The sequence below is a fragment of the Microbacterium testaceum genome (assembly GCF_001476655.1).
GTDB lineage: Bacteria > Actinomycetota > Actinomycetes > Actinomycetales > Microbacteriaceae > Microbacterium > Microbacterium testaceum_C.
In genome coordinates this window covers 17,094-30,937 of record NZ_LDRT01000043.1, presented here as the reverse complement: position 1 = coordinate 30,937, position 13,844 = coordinate 17,094, and the positions used below count along the sequence as shown (strand labels likewise).

The 13,844-nt window shown below is 68.8% G+C and carries 14 protein-coding genes and 2 tRNA genes; 3 read left to right on the top strand and 13 right to left on the bottom strand.

Annotated elements, in window-relative coordinates; genetic code table 11:
- The 8 genes from NS220_RS07335 to NS220_RS07300 form a co-directional block, all read right to left on the bottom strand.
- Window positions 1-707: DUF222 domain-containing protein (locus tag NS220_RS07335; protein ID WP_153004199.1), on the bottom strand; the 707-nt coding region annotated here is incomplete at its 3' end.
- Between the two features lie 310 nt (window positions 708-1,017).
- The gene (locus NS220_RS07330; protein ID WP_058623424.1) at window positions 1,018-1,575 is read right to left on the bottom strand and encodes a hypothetical protein; all 558 of its coding nucleotides are present in this window, start codon (window positions 1,573-1,575) and stop codon (window positions 1,018-1,020) included.
- A gap of 5 nt (window positions 1,576-1,580) precedes the next feature.
- Window positions 1,581-2,849, bottom strand: a complete 1,269-nt coding sequence (clpX, locus tag NS220_RS07325; RefSeq protein WP_058623423.1) for an ATP-dependent Clp protease ATP-binding subunit ClpX — start codon at window positions 2,847-2,849, stop codon at window positions 1,581-1,583.
- Between the two features lie 326 nt (window positions 2,850-3,175).
- Window positions 3,176-3,838, bottom strand: a complete 663-nt coding sequence (locus NS220_RS07320) for an ATP-dependent Clp protease proteolytic subunit (protein WP_058623422.1) — start codon at window positions 3,836-3,838, stop codon at window positions 3,176-3,178.
- Between the two features lie 23 nt (window positions 3,839-3,861).
- The gene (locus tag NS220_RS07315; RefSeq protein WP_013586418.1) at window positions 3,862-4,446 is read right to left on the bottom strand and encodes an ATP-dependent Clp protease proteolytic subunit; all 585 of its coding nucleotides are present in this window, start codon (window positions 4,444-4,446) and stop codon (window positions 3,862-3,864) included.
- Window positions 4,447-4,525: 79 nt separating this feature from the next.
- Window positions 4,526-5,026, bottom strand: coding sequence for a tetratricopeptide repeat protein (locus NS220_RS07310; protein ID WP_346335417.1), 501 nt, complete (start codon window positions 5,024-5,026; stop codon window positions 4,526-4,528).
- A gap of 160 nt (window positions 5,027-5,186) precedes the next feature.
- Window positions 5,187-6,719 carry a trigger factor gene (gene tig / locus NS220_RS07305; protein WP_058623421.1) on the bottom strand — a complete coding sequence of 511 codons (1,533 nt, stop codon included), beginning with the start codon at window positions 6,717-6,719 and terminating at the stop codon, window positions 5,187-5,189.
- Window positions 6,720-6,792: 73 nt separating this feature from the next.
- Window positions 6,793-6,866 (bottom strand) — tRNA-Pro (locus NS220_RS07300).
- 179 nt (window positions 6,867-7,045) lie between these two features.
- On the opposite strand from NS220_RS07300, the gene NS220_RS07295 reads away from it, so the two are divergent.
- A tRNA-Gly gene (locus NS220_RS07295) sits at window positions 7,046-7,119 on the top strand.
- Between the two features lie 144 nt (window positions 7,120-7,263).
- Here the strand turns inward: NS220_RS07295 and NS220_RS19670 are convergent.
- Together NS220_RS19670 and NS220_RS07285 are read right to left on the bottom strand one after the other, a co-directional pair.
- On the bottom strand, window positions 7,264-7,611 hold the full coding sequence (locus NS220_RS19670; RefSeq protein WP_058623420.1) for an SdpI family protein: 348 nt from the start codon (window positions 7,609-7,611) through the stop codon (window positions 7,264-7,266).
- Between the two features lie 229 nt (window positions 7,612-7,840).
- Window positions 7,841-8,491 carry a response regulator transcription factor gene (locus tag NS220_RS07285; RefSeq protein ID WP_058623419.1) on the bottom strand — a complete coding sequence of 217 codons (651 nt, stop codon included), beginning with the start codon at window positions 8,489-8,491 and terminating at the stop codon, window positions 7,841-7,843.
- A gap of 289 nt (window positions 8,492-8,780) precedes the next feature.
- On the opposite strand from NS220_RS07285, the gene NS220_RS07280 reads away from it, so the two are divergent.
- Entirely contained in the window at window positions 8,781-9,923 is a 1,143-nt protein-coding gene (locus NS220_RS07280) for a sensor histidine kinase (protein WP_058623418.1), read from the top strand.
- A gap of 50 nt (window positions 9,924-9,973) precedes the next feature.
- Here the strand turns inward: NS220_RS07280 and NS220_RS07275 are convergent, their stop codons facing one another.
- From NS220_RS07275 to NS220_RS07265, 3 genes are all read right to left on the bottom strand, one after another.
- Window positions 9,974-11,764 (bottom strand): hypothetical protein, encoded by a 1,791-nt coding sequence (locus NS220_RS07275; RefSeq protein ID WP_058623417.1) that lies wholly within the window; start codon window positions 11,762-11,764, stop codon window positions 9,974-9,976.
- Window positions 11,765-11,862: 98 nt separating this feature from the next.
- The gene (locus NS220_RS07270; protein ID WP_058623416.1) at window positions 11,863-12,405 is read right to left on the bottom strand and encodes a gamma carbonic anhydrase family protein; all 543 of its coding nucleotides are present in this window, start codon (window positions 12,403-12,405) and stop codon (window positions 11,863-11,865) included.
- Window positions 12,402-13,121 carry an alpha/beta hydrolase family protein gene (locus tag NS220_RS07265; protein WP_058623415.1) on the bottom strand — a complete coding sequence of 240 codons (720 nt, stop codon included), beginning with the start codon at window positions 13,119-13,121 and terminating at the stop codon, window positions 12,402-12,404. Before NS220_RS07265 ends, NS220_RS07270 begins: the two co-directional genes overlap by 4 nt.
- Window positions 13,122-13,290: 169 nt before the next feature.
- On the opposite strand from NS220_RS07265, the gene NS220_RS07260 reads away from it, so the two are divergent.
- Window positions 13,291-13,776: a Dps family protein gene (locus NS220_RS07260; protein WP_058623414.1), complete on the top strand. Its 486-nt coding sequence runs from the start codon at window positions 13,291-13,293 to the stop codon at window positions 13,774-13,776.
- Window positions 13,777-13,844: the final 68 nt, after the last annotated feature.

The window sequence follows — 13,844 nt, the reverse complement described above, 5'->3', positions numbered from 1 at the left end:
GCGGTGGCCGTGGTCGTGGCGGTGGTCGTGGCGGTGGCCGGGGTGTCGCCGCGGGTGTCGATGATCGTGCGGGCTTGCTGGGTGAGGCGGTCGTAGATGCCGACGGCGAGGACCGTCGGCAGCGTCGCGATGAGGTCGGACATCCCGTCGTGCCCGGTCACAACCCGGACACACCGAGTGTCGCGGCCGCGTTGGTGACGTTCGGTGATCGTCGTCGGCTGCAGGGTCTCGGCGAGCGCGGCCAGGCGGGTGCGCAGCCGGCCGGGGCTGAGCCCCGCGGTGGCGGTGGTGACGGCGAGGGTGTCGAACTCGGCGCGGACCTCGGACGGGAGGGGTGTCCCGACCTCGAGGATCGTGTGCACGTGGGCGCGCGTGATCGCCCCTTCCTCCCACGCGGTCAGGGTTCCCGGGTAGTCGTCGACGAGGGTCATGGCGCGGGTGATCTGGGTCTGCACCGTGCGGTCGGAGCAGTGCTCGGCCGCGGCGATCTCGGACGCGACCTCCCGCAACGCCATCTCCGCGACCCGGGAGGACGAGGGCCGCTCCGCCAGGACATCGAGGGCGAGGTGCCCTGCTTCGGCGAGAGCACGCGTGCGCGCCGCTTCTGCGGCGGCGACCGCGGCGCCGGTGCGGAGGACCTCTGCGAGCACCGCGGATAGGGCCCGCGGCCCGGGGCCCGGGGGTGTCGACGAGGCTTCCATGAACATGTGTGCATGCTAGCGAGGGGGGCCGACATCGACAGACCTCAGAGAGCCCCGATGTGGACGAATCCACACACCCCACGAATGTGCAGAAGAAGACGGTCCTCGATTCCGGCTCGCCCCTCCCCCGCCGAGCGCGACGCAACCTCGCGACGCCGCGCCTCGCTCCGCGTTCGCGCGCTCCGCCTTCCCCCGCTCGTGTCCGGTCGCTGGTAGCTCCATCGTGCGGGCGTCATACCGCATGGCGCACATCTCCCCACCCCCAGCGCACTCTCCCGGCCGACGTCCCCTCACCTCCTCCAACGCGGGACCCCACCTACCGCCAGTCGAGCACCTCGCGCACGAAAGCCTGCGAAGCCGGAGAGCCGTCGTTGGGGATGCCGTGCATCCAGTCCCGCGAGACGACCCCGCCGGACGCCTCGACGCGATCGAGAGCCGCCTCCAGCAGCGGTGCGACATCGTTCGACGACGTCCACCCGCGAACGGTCACGTGCGAGAAGACGACGAGCTCGGCGCCCTGCGGATGAGGACGTGCGCTCGCGACGACCACGGTCGGGGTGACGCGACGCCAGAGGCCGGGGACCAGCGTCAACAGAGTGTCCGACAGCATGGCATCCATGAATCCGGTGTTCCACGACGGATTCGGGTGTCCGACGCGCACGTCCTGCGCGATCCACTCCGAGCCCCGCTCCACGAGCGCACGAGCGATGCGATCGTCACCGAGATCGAAACGCTCCTGTGCGAAGGACTCGAGCGCGAGCGCCAAGGCCGCCGCCGGTGTGTCGCGGACGATCAGACGAGCGCCACGCGCGATACGGCCGACAGAGAACGGTCGGACACGCAGCTTCTCGCCGCGCCCCCGCCACCCGCCCACGGGTGTCAGGCGCTGCGACGCTTCTGCGCCAGCACGATCGTCGGCTGGGCGCCGTCTTCGACCGCCGCGCGCGTGATGACGACCTTCGCGATGTCATCAGCCGACGGCACGTCGAACATGATCGGACCGAGCACGTCCTCGAGGATCGCGCGCAGACCACGCGCACCGGTCTTGCGGGCGACGGCGAGGTCGGCGATCGCGCGCAGGGCGTCCTCGTCGAACTCGAGCTGGACGCCGTCGAGCTCGAACATGCGCTGGTACTGCTTGACGAGCGCATTGCGCGGCGCCGTGAGGATTTCCATCAGCGCGTCCTGATCGAGGGGCGAGACGGATGCCACAACGGGCAGGCGACCGATGAACTCGGGGATCAAGCCGAACTTGTGCAGGTCTTCCGGCAGGGCCTCGCTGAACAGGTCGGGCGCGTCTTCCTTGCGCTGCAGCGGAGCGCCGAAGCCCACACCGTGCTTGCCGACCCGCGCCGAGATGATCTCTTCGAGGCCGGCGAAGGCCCCGGCGACGATGAACAGCACGTTCGTCGTGTCGATCTGGATGAATTCCTGGTGAGGGTGCTTGCGGCCTCCCTGCGGCGGAACCGAGGCGACCGTTCCCTCGAGGATCTTCAGCAGGGCCTGCTGCACACCCTCGCCCGACACGTCGCGGGTGATCGAGGGGTTCTCGGCCTTGCGGGCGATCTTGTCGACCTCGTCGATGTAGATGATGCCCGTCTCGGCGCGCTTGACGTCGAAGTCGGCCGCCTGCAGGAGCTTGAGGAGGATGTTCTCGACGTCTTCACCGACGTAGCCGGCCTCGGTGAGGGCCGTGGCATCCGCCACCGCGAACGGGACGTTCAGTCGCTTCGCGAGCGTCTGGGCGAGGTAGGTCTTGCCGCAACCCGTGGGCCCGAGCAGCAGGATGTTGCTCTTCGCGATGTCGATCTCTTCGGCACGCGCCTCGGCGGGCTGCAGGGTGCCGTGGGCGCGGACGCGCTTGTAGTGGTTGTAGACGGCGACCGCGAGGGCGCGCTTGGCGGGCTCCTGGCCGACCACGTACTCCTCGAGGAAAGAGTAGATCTCGCGCGGTTTGGGGAGGTCGAATTCTGCCACCTCGCCGGCCGACGACTCGGCCATGCGCTCTTCGATGATCTCGTTGCAGAGCTCGACGCACTCGTCGCAGATGTAGACGCCGGGGCCGGCGATCAACTGCTGAACCTGCTTCTGGCTCTTCCCGCAGAAGGAGCATTTGAACAGATCGGCGCTTTCCCCGATGCGTGCCATGCCTGTTCCTCCTCGTCACCTGGCGCCCTCACGCCTGTGTGCCACGAGCCTAACCCGTGCCCGAGCGAACCGAGGGCATTTGCGCGCGCGGTGCCGTTCTGATCGCCCAGGGCGAAGCCCGGCATCCGTTCTCCCGGCGCGACGAGGGCGCACACGACCGCTCCCCCGGGCAGGCGCGCCACCGGCGCTGACACCCCACGCGCCAAGACCCCGCGCGGGGAGACCGAGTGCCGAGACCGCGCCGCCGAGACACACCCTCCCCCAGACGACACGACGCCCCGCAGACCGAAACGGGTCTGCGGGGCGTCGAAGCGACGCGGAACGCGTCAGGCGGTGAGTGCCGCCGGCTGACGCTTGCGCGTGGTCAGGACCTGGTCGACGATGCCGTACTCCATCGCCTCCTGAGCGGAGAGGATCTTGTCGCGGTCGATGTCCTTGTTGACCTTCGCGGCCTCCTGGCCGGTGTGACGCGCCATGGTCTCTTCGAGCCAGGTACGCATACGGAGGATCTCGGCCGCCTGGATCTCGATGTCCGACGCCTGCCCGTGACCGGCCTCGCCCATCGCGGGCTGGTGGATCAGGATGCGGGCGTTCGGCAGGGCCAGGCGCTTGCCCGGCGCGCCGGCGGCGAGCAGGACGGATGCCGCGGACGCGGCCTGTCCGAGCACGACGGTCTGGATCTGCGGCGAGACGTACTGCATCGTGTCGTAGATCGCCGTCATGGCCGTGAAGGAGCCACCGGGCGAGTTGATGTACATGATGATGTCGCGGTCGGGGTCCTGCGACTCGAGCACGAGCAGCTGGGCCATGACGTCGTCGGCCGAGGCGTCGTCGACCTGGACGCCCAGGAAGATGACGCGGTCCTCGAACAGCTTGTTGTACGGGTCCTGGCGCTTGTAGCCGTAGGCCGTGCGCTCCTCGAACTGAGGAAGGACGTAGCGGCTCGAGGGCATGTGCGCAGCGGCGCCGCCGAAGGTGGGGATGTTCATATCGGTGTCCTTTTCCTCTCGACTCAGGCCGCGGTTCCGCCGCCGCCGGTGACGTCGGTGGCGTGCTCGCGCATGTGGTCGACGAAGCCGTACTCGAGGGCTTCCTGAGCGGTGAACCAACGGTCGCGGTCACCGTCGGCGTTGATCTGCTCGACGCTCTTACCGGTCTGCGACGCGGTGATCTCGGCGAGGCGGCGCTTCATGTCGAGGATGAGCTGCGCCTGCGTCTGGATGTCGCTCGACGTGCCGCCGAACCCGCCGTGGGGCTGGTGCAGCAGGACGCGGGCGTTGGGCGTGATGTAGCGCTTGCCCTTGGTGCCGCTGGTCAGCAGCAGCTGGCCCATCGACGCCGCCATGCCGATGCCGACCGTGACGATGTCGTTCGGCACGAACTGCATCGTGTCGTAGATCGCCATGCCGGCCGTGATCGAGCCGCCGGGCGAGTTGATGTAGAGGTAGATGTCCTTCTGCGGGTCTTCTGCGGCGAGCAGGAGGATCTTCGCGCAGATCTCGTTGGCGTTCTCGTCGCGCACCTCCGAACCGAGCCAGATGATGCGGTCCTTCAGCAGCCTGTCGAAGACGCTCGTTGCCATAAGGGGTTCGGGCATTTAGTGCTCCTCTTCCGGTGATCTGCAACGAATCTACCGGCGCGCTCCGGGCCGGGATGCCGTGTTCGCCGCGGGCGGATCAGCCGCGGTCGTCGGCGATTTCTCGCGCGTATCCGGTCACGGACCGGGTATAGCGCGGCAGGTGCGGAGCGAGAGCCTGCAGGGCGATGGATGCCGCCCGCTCCGGCTCTCCGCTGGACACCAACGCGAGCGCGTAGAACGCGGCGGCCGCGTCGTGCAGGGATCCGCGGGGCTCGCGCTCGTACTCCGTGCGCAGCATCGCGAGCGACTCCTCGGTCTTGCCGAGATTCCGGATCGTGCTGGCGAGCTGGATCGTCGCCTGCGTGCGTCGCTCGTCGTCGAGCCCGAGCGCGAGGGCGCGGCGGTACAGCACCTCCGCCTCGTCCTCGATGCCGGCCGAGTCGCGGGCACCCGCTCGCTCGAACAGGGCGACCGCGTCATCCACCGGCCGTTCGCTCGCGAGCGCGTCGATGCGCTCGATCACGTCATCGGGCGCGAGGGCCTCGTCCGCCCACACCGCGTCGACTCTCTCCTGCCAATCGTCCAAGGGAGTCTCCATCCTTCGCTCTGTCGCGCGTCGCCCGTCGAGTGTCCAAGACACGCCGCTACCTTCCTGCGCATTACGGCGTGTCATGGACACTCGACGATGGCCTTCGGGGCGTAGTGCCCGGGAACGCGAAAGGGGGCGGATGCCTCGGCATCCGCCCCCTCGTCACGACTTACTCGCTGTCCGCGGCCTTCTTCTTCGCGGGGGCCCGCTTCTTGGCCGGAGCCTTCTCGGGCGCCTCCTCGGCGGGAGCCTCGTCAGCGGCCGGAGCCTCGGCGGCCTTCTTCTTGGCGGGGGCGCGCTTCTTGGCGGGGGCCTTCGCGGCGGGAGCCTCCTCGGCGTCGATCACGGCGTCGGCGTCGGCCGCGGCATCCGCGATCTCCTGCGCCTCTTCGACGACCTCGTCCTCAGCGGAAGCCTCTTCGCCCTCGACGGCCACGAAGCCGGTCAGGTCGACGGGCTTGCCGTTGCTGTCGACGACGGTGACCTTGCCGAGCGCGATGGCGAGAGCCTTGTTGCGGGCGACCTCACCGACGAGCGCGGGGAGCTGGTTGCCCTGCTGCAGCGCGTTCACGAAGTCCTGCGGCGCCATGTTGTACTGCGCGGCCGACTGGATGAGGTACTGCGTGAGCTCGTCCTGCGACACCTGGACGTTGGCATCCTCGGCGATCTTGTCGAGCACCATCTGCGTGCGGAACTGCTTCTCGCTCGCCTCGGTGACCTCGGCGCGGTGCACGTCGTCCTCGAGGCGGTTCTCGCCCTCGAGGTGCTGGTGCACCTCGTCTTCGATGAGCTGCGGCGGCACGGGGATCTCGACGGCCTCGAGGAGGGCGTCGATGAACTTGTCGCGCGCGGCGGAACCCTGCGTGAACACGGCCTGCTGCGAGACCCGCTCGCTGAGCGACTCGCGGAGCTCGCCGATGGTGTCGAACTCGGATGCCATCTGCGCGAAGTCGTCGTCGGCCTCGGGGAGCTCGCGCTCCTTGACCGCGGTGATCTTGACCGAGACCTCGGCCTCTTCGCCGGCGTGGTCGCCGCCTACCAGCTTGGAGCGGAACGTGGTCTCTTCGTCGGCGGTGAGAGAGTCGATGGCCTCGTCGATGCCCTCGAGCAGCTCGCCGGAGCCGACTTCGTACGACACGCCCTCGGCGCGGTCGATCTCGTTGCCGTCGATCGTGGCGACGAGATCGAGCTCGACGAAGTCGCCCTTCGCGGCGGGGCGGTCGACCGTGACGAGCGTGCCGAAGCGCGCGCGCAGGCGGTCGAGCTCGGCGTCGATCCCGGCCTCGTCGGCCTCGACGGCGTCGACGGTGACGGTGATGCTGTCGTAGGCGGGGAGATCGAACTCGGGGCGGACGTCGACCTCGACGTCGACGACGAGGTCGCCCGAGAAGTCCTTCAGGTCGGGCAGCTCGACGATCTCGGCGTTCGGACGGCCGATGACGCGCAGCTCCTGCGCCTCGACGGCTTCGCGGTAGAACCCGTCGAGACCCTCGTTCACGGCGTGCTCGATGACGGCGCCGCGGCCCATGCGCTGATCGATGATCGGAGCGGGGACCTTGCCCTTGCGGAAGCCCGGGATCTGCACGTCACGCGCGATGTGCTCGTAGGCGTGCGCGATGCTCGGCTTGAGCTCGTCGGGCGAGACCGTGATGTGGAGCTTGACCCGAGTCGGGCTGAGCTTCTCGACGGTGCTGTTGACCATGCGGTGTGTTCTCCTCGTGTGGCCCGCGCGCACGCGGGGGCCGGCTAGGCCTGTGGTCTGGGGGGCCGTCACGTCGGGGCGACAGGATTTGAACCTGCGGCCTCCCGCTCCCAAAGCGGGCGCTCTACCAAGCTGAGCTACGCCCCGGGGCGACGCGCAGCGCGCGTTCGACGAAACGACCCCTAGGAGTCTAGTCGATCAGGTCGCGGGGACCGGCGTGCCCGGCATCCGGTGGTCGTGAACGCTTCCTCACGCGGAAAGCGAGCCGGTGTTCATGGCATCCCCGCTCGTGAAGTAGAGTGGTGGACGCTGCGGTTCGCCGCCGCGGGGATGTAGCTCAATGGTAGAGCCTCAGTCTTCCAAACTGATGGTGCGGGTTCGATTCCCGTCATCCCCTCCACTTCTTCTCACCCACGGGTCTTCCGGACCCGCCCGCTGCTTGCCTTTCGGCGGCGCGGACGCTCTCCTCTCCCGCGAACGTCGAATCGGCTCCCCTCGACAGCACGTGTGCGGGTCGGGGGGAGCCGATTCGGGAACGCGCGAGTCAGCTCCGGGGGACGCTGCTCGCCGCCTTTCCCGCGGCGACGGATCCGATGAGCAGCCAGACGACGATCCACGCGCAGCCCGCCATCGCGGCGTAGATCGCGTACTCCTCCCCCACGAACACAGCAGCCGCGGCGGCCGCGATGAGACCGATCCCCCCGGCCGAGATCGGCACCGCGGCGGCGGCGTGACCGACGCGCCAGGCTTCATCCGATCTCAGCGTCGTGGCCGTGCGGATGCCGATCCAGAAGTTCATCGGGAGGGTCTGCCGGTGCGCGCGATAGGCCGTCCACACGATCAGGACACCCGCGGCGAGCAGGGGGACGGCGGTACTGATGGCGATGATCATCGGGGTTCTCCGTTCCGGATGGAAGCTGCGGCATCGTGCCGCGGCGCGTGTCCGGTCATGCGGCGCGCGATGCGATGCGGGCACGAGAGGCGCGATGAAGGTGAGCAGCCCCCTCATCGCGAGGCTGCGGAGGGGCGCACCGCCCCAGAATGTCAAGGCGCGGGCAGACGAGTCCAGCCGTGCCCGAAGGTCTATCCCCAGGGCTACGAACAGTCGCGGAACGGTCTCGTCAGAGTGAGACGACCCCGAGCTGAGTTGCGCGCAACACGACCTGAAGACGGTTCTCGACCCGCCACAGACGGTTGATGTTGCGGATGTCTGCCTTCACGGTGCTTTCGGCGTAGTGCAGAGCCTCGGCGATCTCGGCGTTGGAAAGACCCCGCGCGATCAGTCCGACGATCTCTCTCTCGCGCTCGCTGAGCGCTTCGGAAGACGGCGTGCGGGGGTTCGCGTCGTCGAGGGAATCGAGAACGAACGATCGCTGCACCTCGGGCGAGACGACGCGATCACCCTGATGCGCCGCGACGATGGCGTCGACGATCTGATCGGGCGTCGAGTCTTTGATCAGATATCCGGCGGCGCCCGCCTTCAGCATCTCGAGAGCACGCCACTCGGTCGTGAACGTGGTGAGGGCTACGACGCGACAGCCGGGATCCTGTTCGACGAGTCGGCGCGTGGCCTCGACGCCGCCGAGGCGAGGCAGCTTGATGTCCATCAGGACGACGTCCGGGGCGCAGGCGGCGTAGGCGGCGAGGGCTTCACGTCCGTCGGTGGCCTCCCCCACGAGTTCGACGCGGTCGTCCGCTGAGAGAAACGCGCGCAGCGCATGCCGGAGCAGAGCTTCGTCGTCGACGACGAGGACGCGGATGGGCCCGTTCACGCCTCCACGCTACCCGCGCGGCGGACGCGCGACCGCGTCTCCGACGTCGGCCGCCCGGGTGGGGTGCGCCACAGGGCCGGGTATGGTCGAGGGCGACGACAAGGGGACAACATGCTGAACCACCTGCTATCCGAGCTCGTTCTTCCGGGGAAGGCGGGGGCGATCATGCCCCTCGACCTCGGCGACATCATCTGCCAGCTCCTGGGATTCTGTGCCTGAAAGCCGCCCTTCGCGAGGATCGAGCACCTCCGGGTCTCTGGAGCCGGACGCGTCGATCTCGCTGGTGCACATGCTGAGGACGCCGGTCTTCTGGCGTGCGCGCGAGCTGCATCCCTTCTTTCGCCTGCTTCTCCTCCTCGTCGTCGCGGTCCTGGTCTGCGTGCAGATCGGCGTCATGGTCGCGAGCGGAGAGATCGCGCGGGGCGATCTCCTGGCCGTGGGGTCGTACGCCGGCCTCGCGCTGTTCGCGTGGCATCCGCTCAGCGCCGCCCTGATGACGATGGCGATCTGCGGGACGAGCGCCGTTCTCACCGGCAGCGGGGGTGACCTGCTCGAACTCGGCGTGGCGCTCGTGTTCGTCTCGGCGACATGTGCGCCCGCCGTCATCGTCCTGCACCTCGCCCTCCTGGCCGCCTTGAGCGCCTATCTCGTGATCGCCGAATCGACGCTCGTGACCAACGGGGTCTACGGGATCCTCGCCTGTGCCCTCGTCGCTCTCCTTGTGGGGATCACCGCACGGCTGTTCACCGCGCGCGAGGAGTTCCTTCTCGCCCAGCGGGCCCGCATCGCGCGCGCCTTCGCGGAGATCTCCCGTCTTCAGCAGGATCGCATCGCGGATGAACTGCACGACGGCATCGCGCACGATCTGACGTTGCTCCTCTTCCACGCCCGCGCCCTTCCCAAGCAACCCGACGAGCAGGCCCGCCAGGTCTCGCTCACGACGATCGAGGACTCGGCGAGCCGGGCGCTTCGCAGCGCGCAGTCCCTGCTCGCCGTCATGAGGGACGCGCCGGGGCGCTCCCCGTCCGGGTCCGAGGAAACGGCGCGCGTCGATGTGCCGGACGCCGCGGAGGCGCTCGCGCAGAAGCTTCGGGATGCCGGCATCCGCACGCGCGTGAGCGTGACGGGTGCGACCGCGCTTCCACCGGGGGTCGCGGAGGTTCTCGTGGAGACGATCACGGAGGCATCGATGAACATCATCAAGCACGCCCCCGGGTCGACGGCCGCGGCCATCGAGGTCACGGCGGACACGGAGGAGATCACGCTGCAGGTGCGCAACAACCGTTCTCGGGGGCGCGTGCCGGCCGAAAGCGCCCTCGGCGGCCACGGGCTGGCGCGCGCGAAGGAAAGGCTTGCCCGCGTCTCAGGAGAGCTCTCTGCGGGGCCGACGTCCGATGGATGGGTGCTGCGGGCCGTCATCCCCGTGCCGTGACGTCGGAACGCGGAGCTCGGGGAGCGTTCGCCGGATCCGCGAGGCGGGCCCTACTTGATCGGTGACGTCCCCGCGGTGATCGCCGCACCGGGTGCATACCCCGCGCGCGTCGCGACGACCTTGACGGTGATGACCTTGCCGGACTGCGAGCTCTTCACCGTGTACGACGACGACGTGGCGCCGGGGATGGGGTTCCCGTTCGAGAGCCACTGATACGTGTAGGTGAGGCTCGGGAGCGACCACGACCCGGTGCTCACGGTGAGCTTCTTCCCCACGGCTGCCACCCCCGAGATCTTCGGCACAGTGAGGACCTTCGGTGCCGCGCCCTGGGCGACCTTCGACGTCGTCCCGCTGGTCGCGGTGTTGGTCTCCCACGCAGTCGACGTGGCGGTGACCCGCACCGAGATCGCCGTGCCGAGATCGGCGGAGGTGAGCTTCAGGCTCGAGCCGGTGACGCCGTCGATCGCGACCCCGTTGCGGAGCCAGGTGTATTTGAACGTCAGGCCGGATTTCGACCAGCTGCCCGCGGTGGCTGTGAGGGTGCGCCCCACGGCCGCGGTGCCCGAGATCTTCGGAGCGGCCGTCGCCACCGGACGGGGACCCTTGCCGACCGGGGCCGTGGGCGAGGTGGTGGCCGTCGCCGTGGTGTAGCCGGCGGCCGTGACCGTGACGACCACGCTCAGGCGTTTCCCTCCGTCATCGGCTCCGATCGCGTAGGCGCCCGAGGTGCGTCCGGACACCGGGCTCCCGTCCCGCAGCCACTGGTAGGAGAACTTCGCGTTCGGCGGGAGGTTCCAGTCGCCCTGGTCCAGGGTCACCGTCTGGCCAACGGTCGTTGTGCCGTTGATCGCAGGCGTGCGGGTCACCGTGGCCGCGGGGCCGGCCGTGACGCGAACCGGCGCCGAGCTGTGCGCGGTGCCCGCGGCGTATCCCTGACGGGAGCCGGTCACCTTCACCACGATGTCCTTACCGAGATCCGCGGGAACCGGGGTGTAGGCGGAGCACGCGCTCGAGAGCTGCGTCGACCCGGCGTACCAGCCGCAGGTGTACGTCAGGTTCGAGGGAGCCCACGTTCCGTAATCGACCTGCAAGGGGCTGCCGACCTGGCCCGAACCACGGGCGTACGGGCCGTCGGTGGGCGCGGGCGCGGCGCCGATCCCCACCGGCGGAAGCGTGACGGATGCCGTTCCCGGGACGTATCCCTGCTTGTTCGCCGTGACGGTCAGGGTGAGGACGGAGCCGATGTAGCCGGCATCCAGAGTCAGCTTCTGCTTGTTGGTGTCCTTCTTGGGCCGGTCAGGACCACCGGTCCACTGGTACGAGTACGACCAGCCGTCCGTCTCCGACCACTCGCCCGGCGTAGCCGTCAGGGTCTCTCCCGCACGCACCGTGCCGTTCACGACGGGCGGGGAGGTGCTCACCGCTCCTGGTGCGGGTTGGACCACGCAGGAAGGCCTTTTCACCTCATCCGCGTAGAGAAGTCCATCCCCCTCGTCGTACCAATACGTGATCCCCGGGTAGAGAACGCGGTATCCGGCACTGGCGGGAATCGTGAACGAAAGGTCGCTCGACCCGTACCGAATCGGCGGATCGCCGTACTTGTTGCGCTGCGGCACACTGGACCACTCGAAGGTCGACTTCACGGCATCCGGAGGAAGAGTTCCGAGATCGAGGGTCACTGTCGAATCCACCGTGCAATCCCCCGACAACGTCGGGGGAACGTACGAATCGTCAGCGAACGCCGCCTGCGGCGCCACCACCGCCCCCGTGACGACGAGAACGAGACTCGCCAGGAAGACACCGAGCCGTCGGGTGCGCGGAGCGCGTTCACGCGTGTTCATTTTTCGCAGTTCCCCCATGCGCGGCACCAATCGAGATTGCCGGTTCTTCAATTTCGCAGTTCCCTGTGAATTCAGCAAGTCGGAAATATGAGAATGCCTTACGGGGCGGCTGCCCGGGCGCCCCGATGCCGCGCAGAATGGCCCAGATAATTCGCTGCATTGCGCAGGATCTTCTCGCGTTCCTCGTCCGACAGGGCACGCCGCACCTTCGCGGGGACGCCCGCGACGAGGGATCCGGCCGGGACCACGGTCCCCTCGAGCACGACCGCGCCCGCGGCCACGAGGCATCCCGGACCGATCTCGGTGCCGGACAGCACGACGCTGCCCATTCCGATGAGGGAGCCGTCTCCGATCGTGCAGCCGTGGACGACCGCGTTGTGTCCGATGGAGACGTCGGCGCCGATCGTGACCGGGCGCCCGCTGTCCACGTGGATCGAGACGTTGTCTTGGACGTTCGACCGCTCCCCCACGACGATCGCGGCCCCGTCCCCGCGCAGCACCGCGTTGTACCAGACGCTCGCTCCGGCGCCGAGGGACACGTCTCCGACGAGACGGGCGCCGGATGCCACGAACGCGTCGTCGTGAACAGTCGGTGCGGCGTCGGGAAGGGCAAGGATCGAGGCATCCGGGGCGATGGTCATGAGCCATCCTTTCCTCGGTTGCGCACGTGCCGGCCGACCCAGGCCGCGACGACCGGCATGTGTGGTCCGTCGGGGTCGATGAGCTCCATGTGGGGAAGGCGGGCGAACTCGAAGAAGTCCACCGGTGCGTTCCTGTCGCGGGCACGACAGGCGAAGTCTCGTGCGTGGCCGACAGGAACACGGTCGTCGTCGACGCCGTGGACGAGCAGCGTCGGCACGGTCGTGGGCCGCGGGGTGGCCGCATCGAACGCTTCGGGCCGCTCCGCCGGCGATCCTCCCATCAGCTCGGCGACCGCGCCGCCACCGATACGGGCCGCGTAGCCTCCCACGAGGTCGGTCACGGGTGCGAGCGCCACGACGAGGTCGACTTCGTCGGCGCAGAGCAGCGCGAGGTGGCCGCCCGCGGAGTGGCCGACCACGACGTGAACCGCGTCGGGGAAGAGTGTCCGCGCACGGCGGAGAGCGGTGCGCACGTCGGCCTGCATCGCCGCGGCATCGCGTTCGCGCCGGTACTCGATGTTCACCGCGGCCACGCCGCGGCCGTCGCCGGTGACCCGCTCGACGAGCGGATCCATCAGCGCCGCGGTGTACGGGGCGCGCCAGTAGCCGCCGTGGACGAAGCCGACGACGACCTCGGCGTCACGGGGCCCGACGATCCGCACCTCCTGGTCGGGATGCTCTCCGTACGGTTCGGTGCGGGAGGTGTGGTTCGGCATTCCCCGATCCTCACATGCTCCGCCGGCGGCAGGGTTTCGGCCACGGTGAGTGAGGTGAGGATTGCCTACTCACCAGGGATTTAGCCGAGCCTCAACTTGCTTGCGGAATGCGCGGGCGTGAGTAGCGTTGCATCCATCAGACTTCGTTCGCTGCGAGAAGGAGCAGAAAATGAGCACCGTCCACACCCCCGCCGCCACCACCGTCGACCCCACGATGGCCGCCGGCACCGCCCAGTTCCTCTCCCCCGTCGTCCTCGGTCTCGAGGCCCTCGTCGTCAACGGCAAGCAGGCGCACTGGCACGTCCGCGGCGCGAACTTCATCGGCGTCCACGAGCTCCTCGACTCGGTCGTGGCACACGCCCAGGACTGGGCCGACCTGGCCGCTGAGCGCATCGTCGCCCTGGGCCTGCCGATCGACTCGCGCCTGTCCACCGTCGCCGCCAAGGCCAAGGCGACCGAGGTGCCCGCCGGCTTCGCGCAGTCCGACGTCGTCATCCGCGCCGTCATCGCCGACATCGACGCCGTCCTCGTCGACATCGAGGCCGCGATCGAGGGCCTCGACGAGATCGACATGACGAGCCAGGACGTCGCGATCGAGATCAAGCGCGGCCTCGACAAGGACCGCTGGTTCCTCTTCGCGCACCTCGCCGCGTAAGACGTTCCTCTTCCGAAGGGGGCGGTGCTTCGGCACCGCCCCCTTCGTCGTGTCCCCGGGATAACCGC

Coding starts and splice junctions, on each gene's coding strand:
- NS220_RS07260 (WP_058623414.1), top strand. CDS start 13,291: ATGAGCACCGTCCACACCCCCGCCGCCACCACCGTCGACCCCACGATG.
- clpX (WP_058623423.1), bottom strand. CDS start 2,849: ATGGCACGCATCGGGGAAAGCGCCGATCTGTTCAAATGCTCCTTCTGC.
- tig (WP_058623421.1), bottom strand. CDS start 6,719: ATGGTCAACAGCACCGTCGAGAAGCTCAGCCCGACTCGGGTCAAGCTC.
- NS220_RS07320 (WP_058623422.1), bottom strand. CDS start 3,838: ATGAACATCCCCACCTTCGGCGGCGCCGCTGCGCACATGCCCTCGAGC.
- NS220_RS19670 (WP_058623420.1), bottom strand. CDS start 7,611: ATGATCATCGCCATCAGTACCGCCGTCCCCCTGCTCGCCGCGGGTGTC.
- NS220_RS07265 (WP_058623415.1), bottom strand. CDS start 13,121: ATGCCGAACCACACCTCCCGCACCGAACCGTACGGAGAGCATCCCGAC.
- NS220_RS07310 (WP_346335417.1), bottom strand. CDS start 5,026: ATGGAGACTCCCTTGGACGATTGGCAGGAGAGAGTCGACGCGGTGTGG.
- NS220_RS07275 (WP_058623417.1), bottom strand. CDS start 11,764: ATGAACACGCGTGAACGCGCTCCGCGCACCCGACGGCTCGGTGTCTTC.
- NS220_RS07270 (WP_058623416.1), bottom strand. CDS start 12,405: ATGACCATCGCCCCGGATGCCTCGATCCTTGCCCTTCCCGACGCCGCA.
- NS220_RS07315 (WP_013586418.1), bottom strand. CDS start 4,446: ATGCCCGAACCCCTTATGGCAACGAGCGTCTTCGACAGGCTGCTGAAG.
- NS220_RS07280 (WP_058623418.1), top strand. CDS start 8,781: ATGCTGAGGACGCCGGTCTTCTGGCGTGCGCGCGAGCTGCATCCCTTC.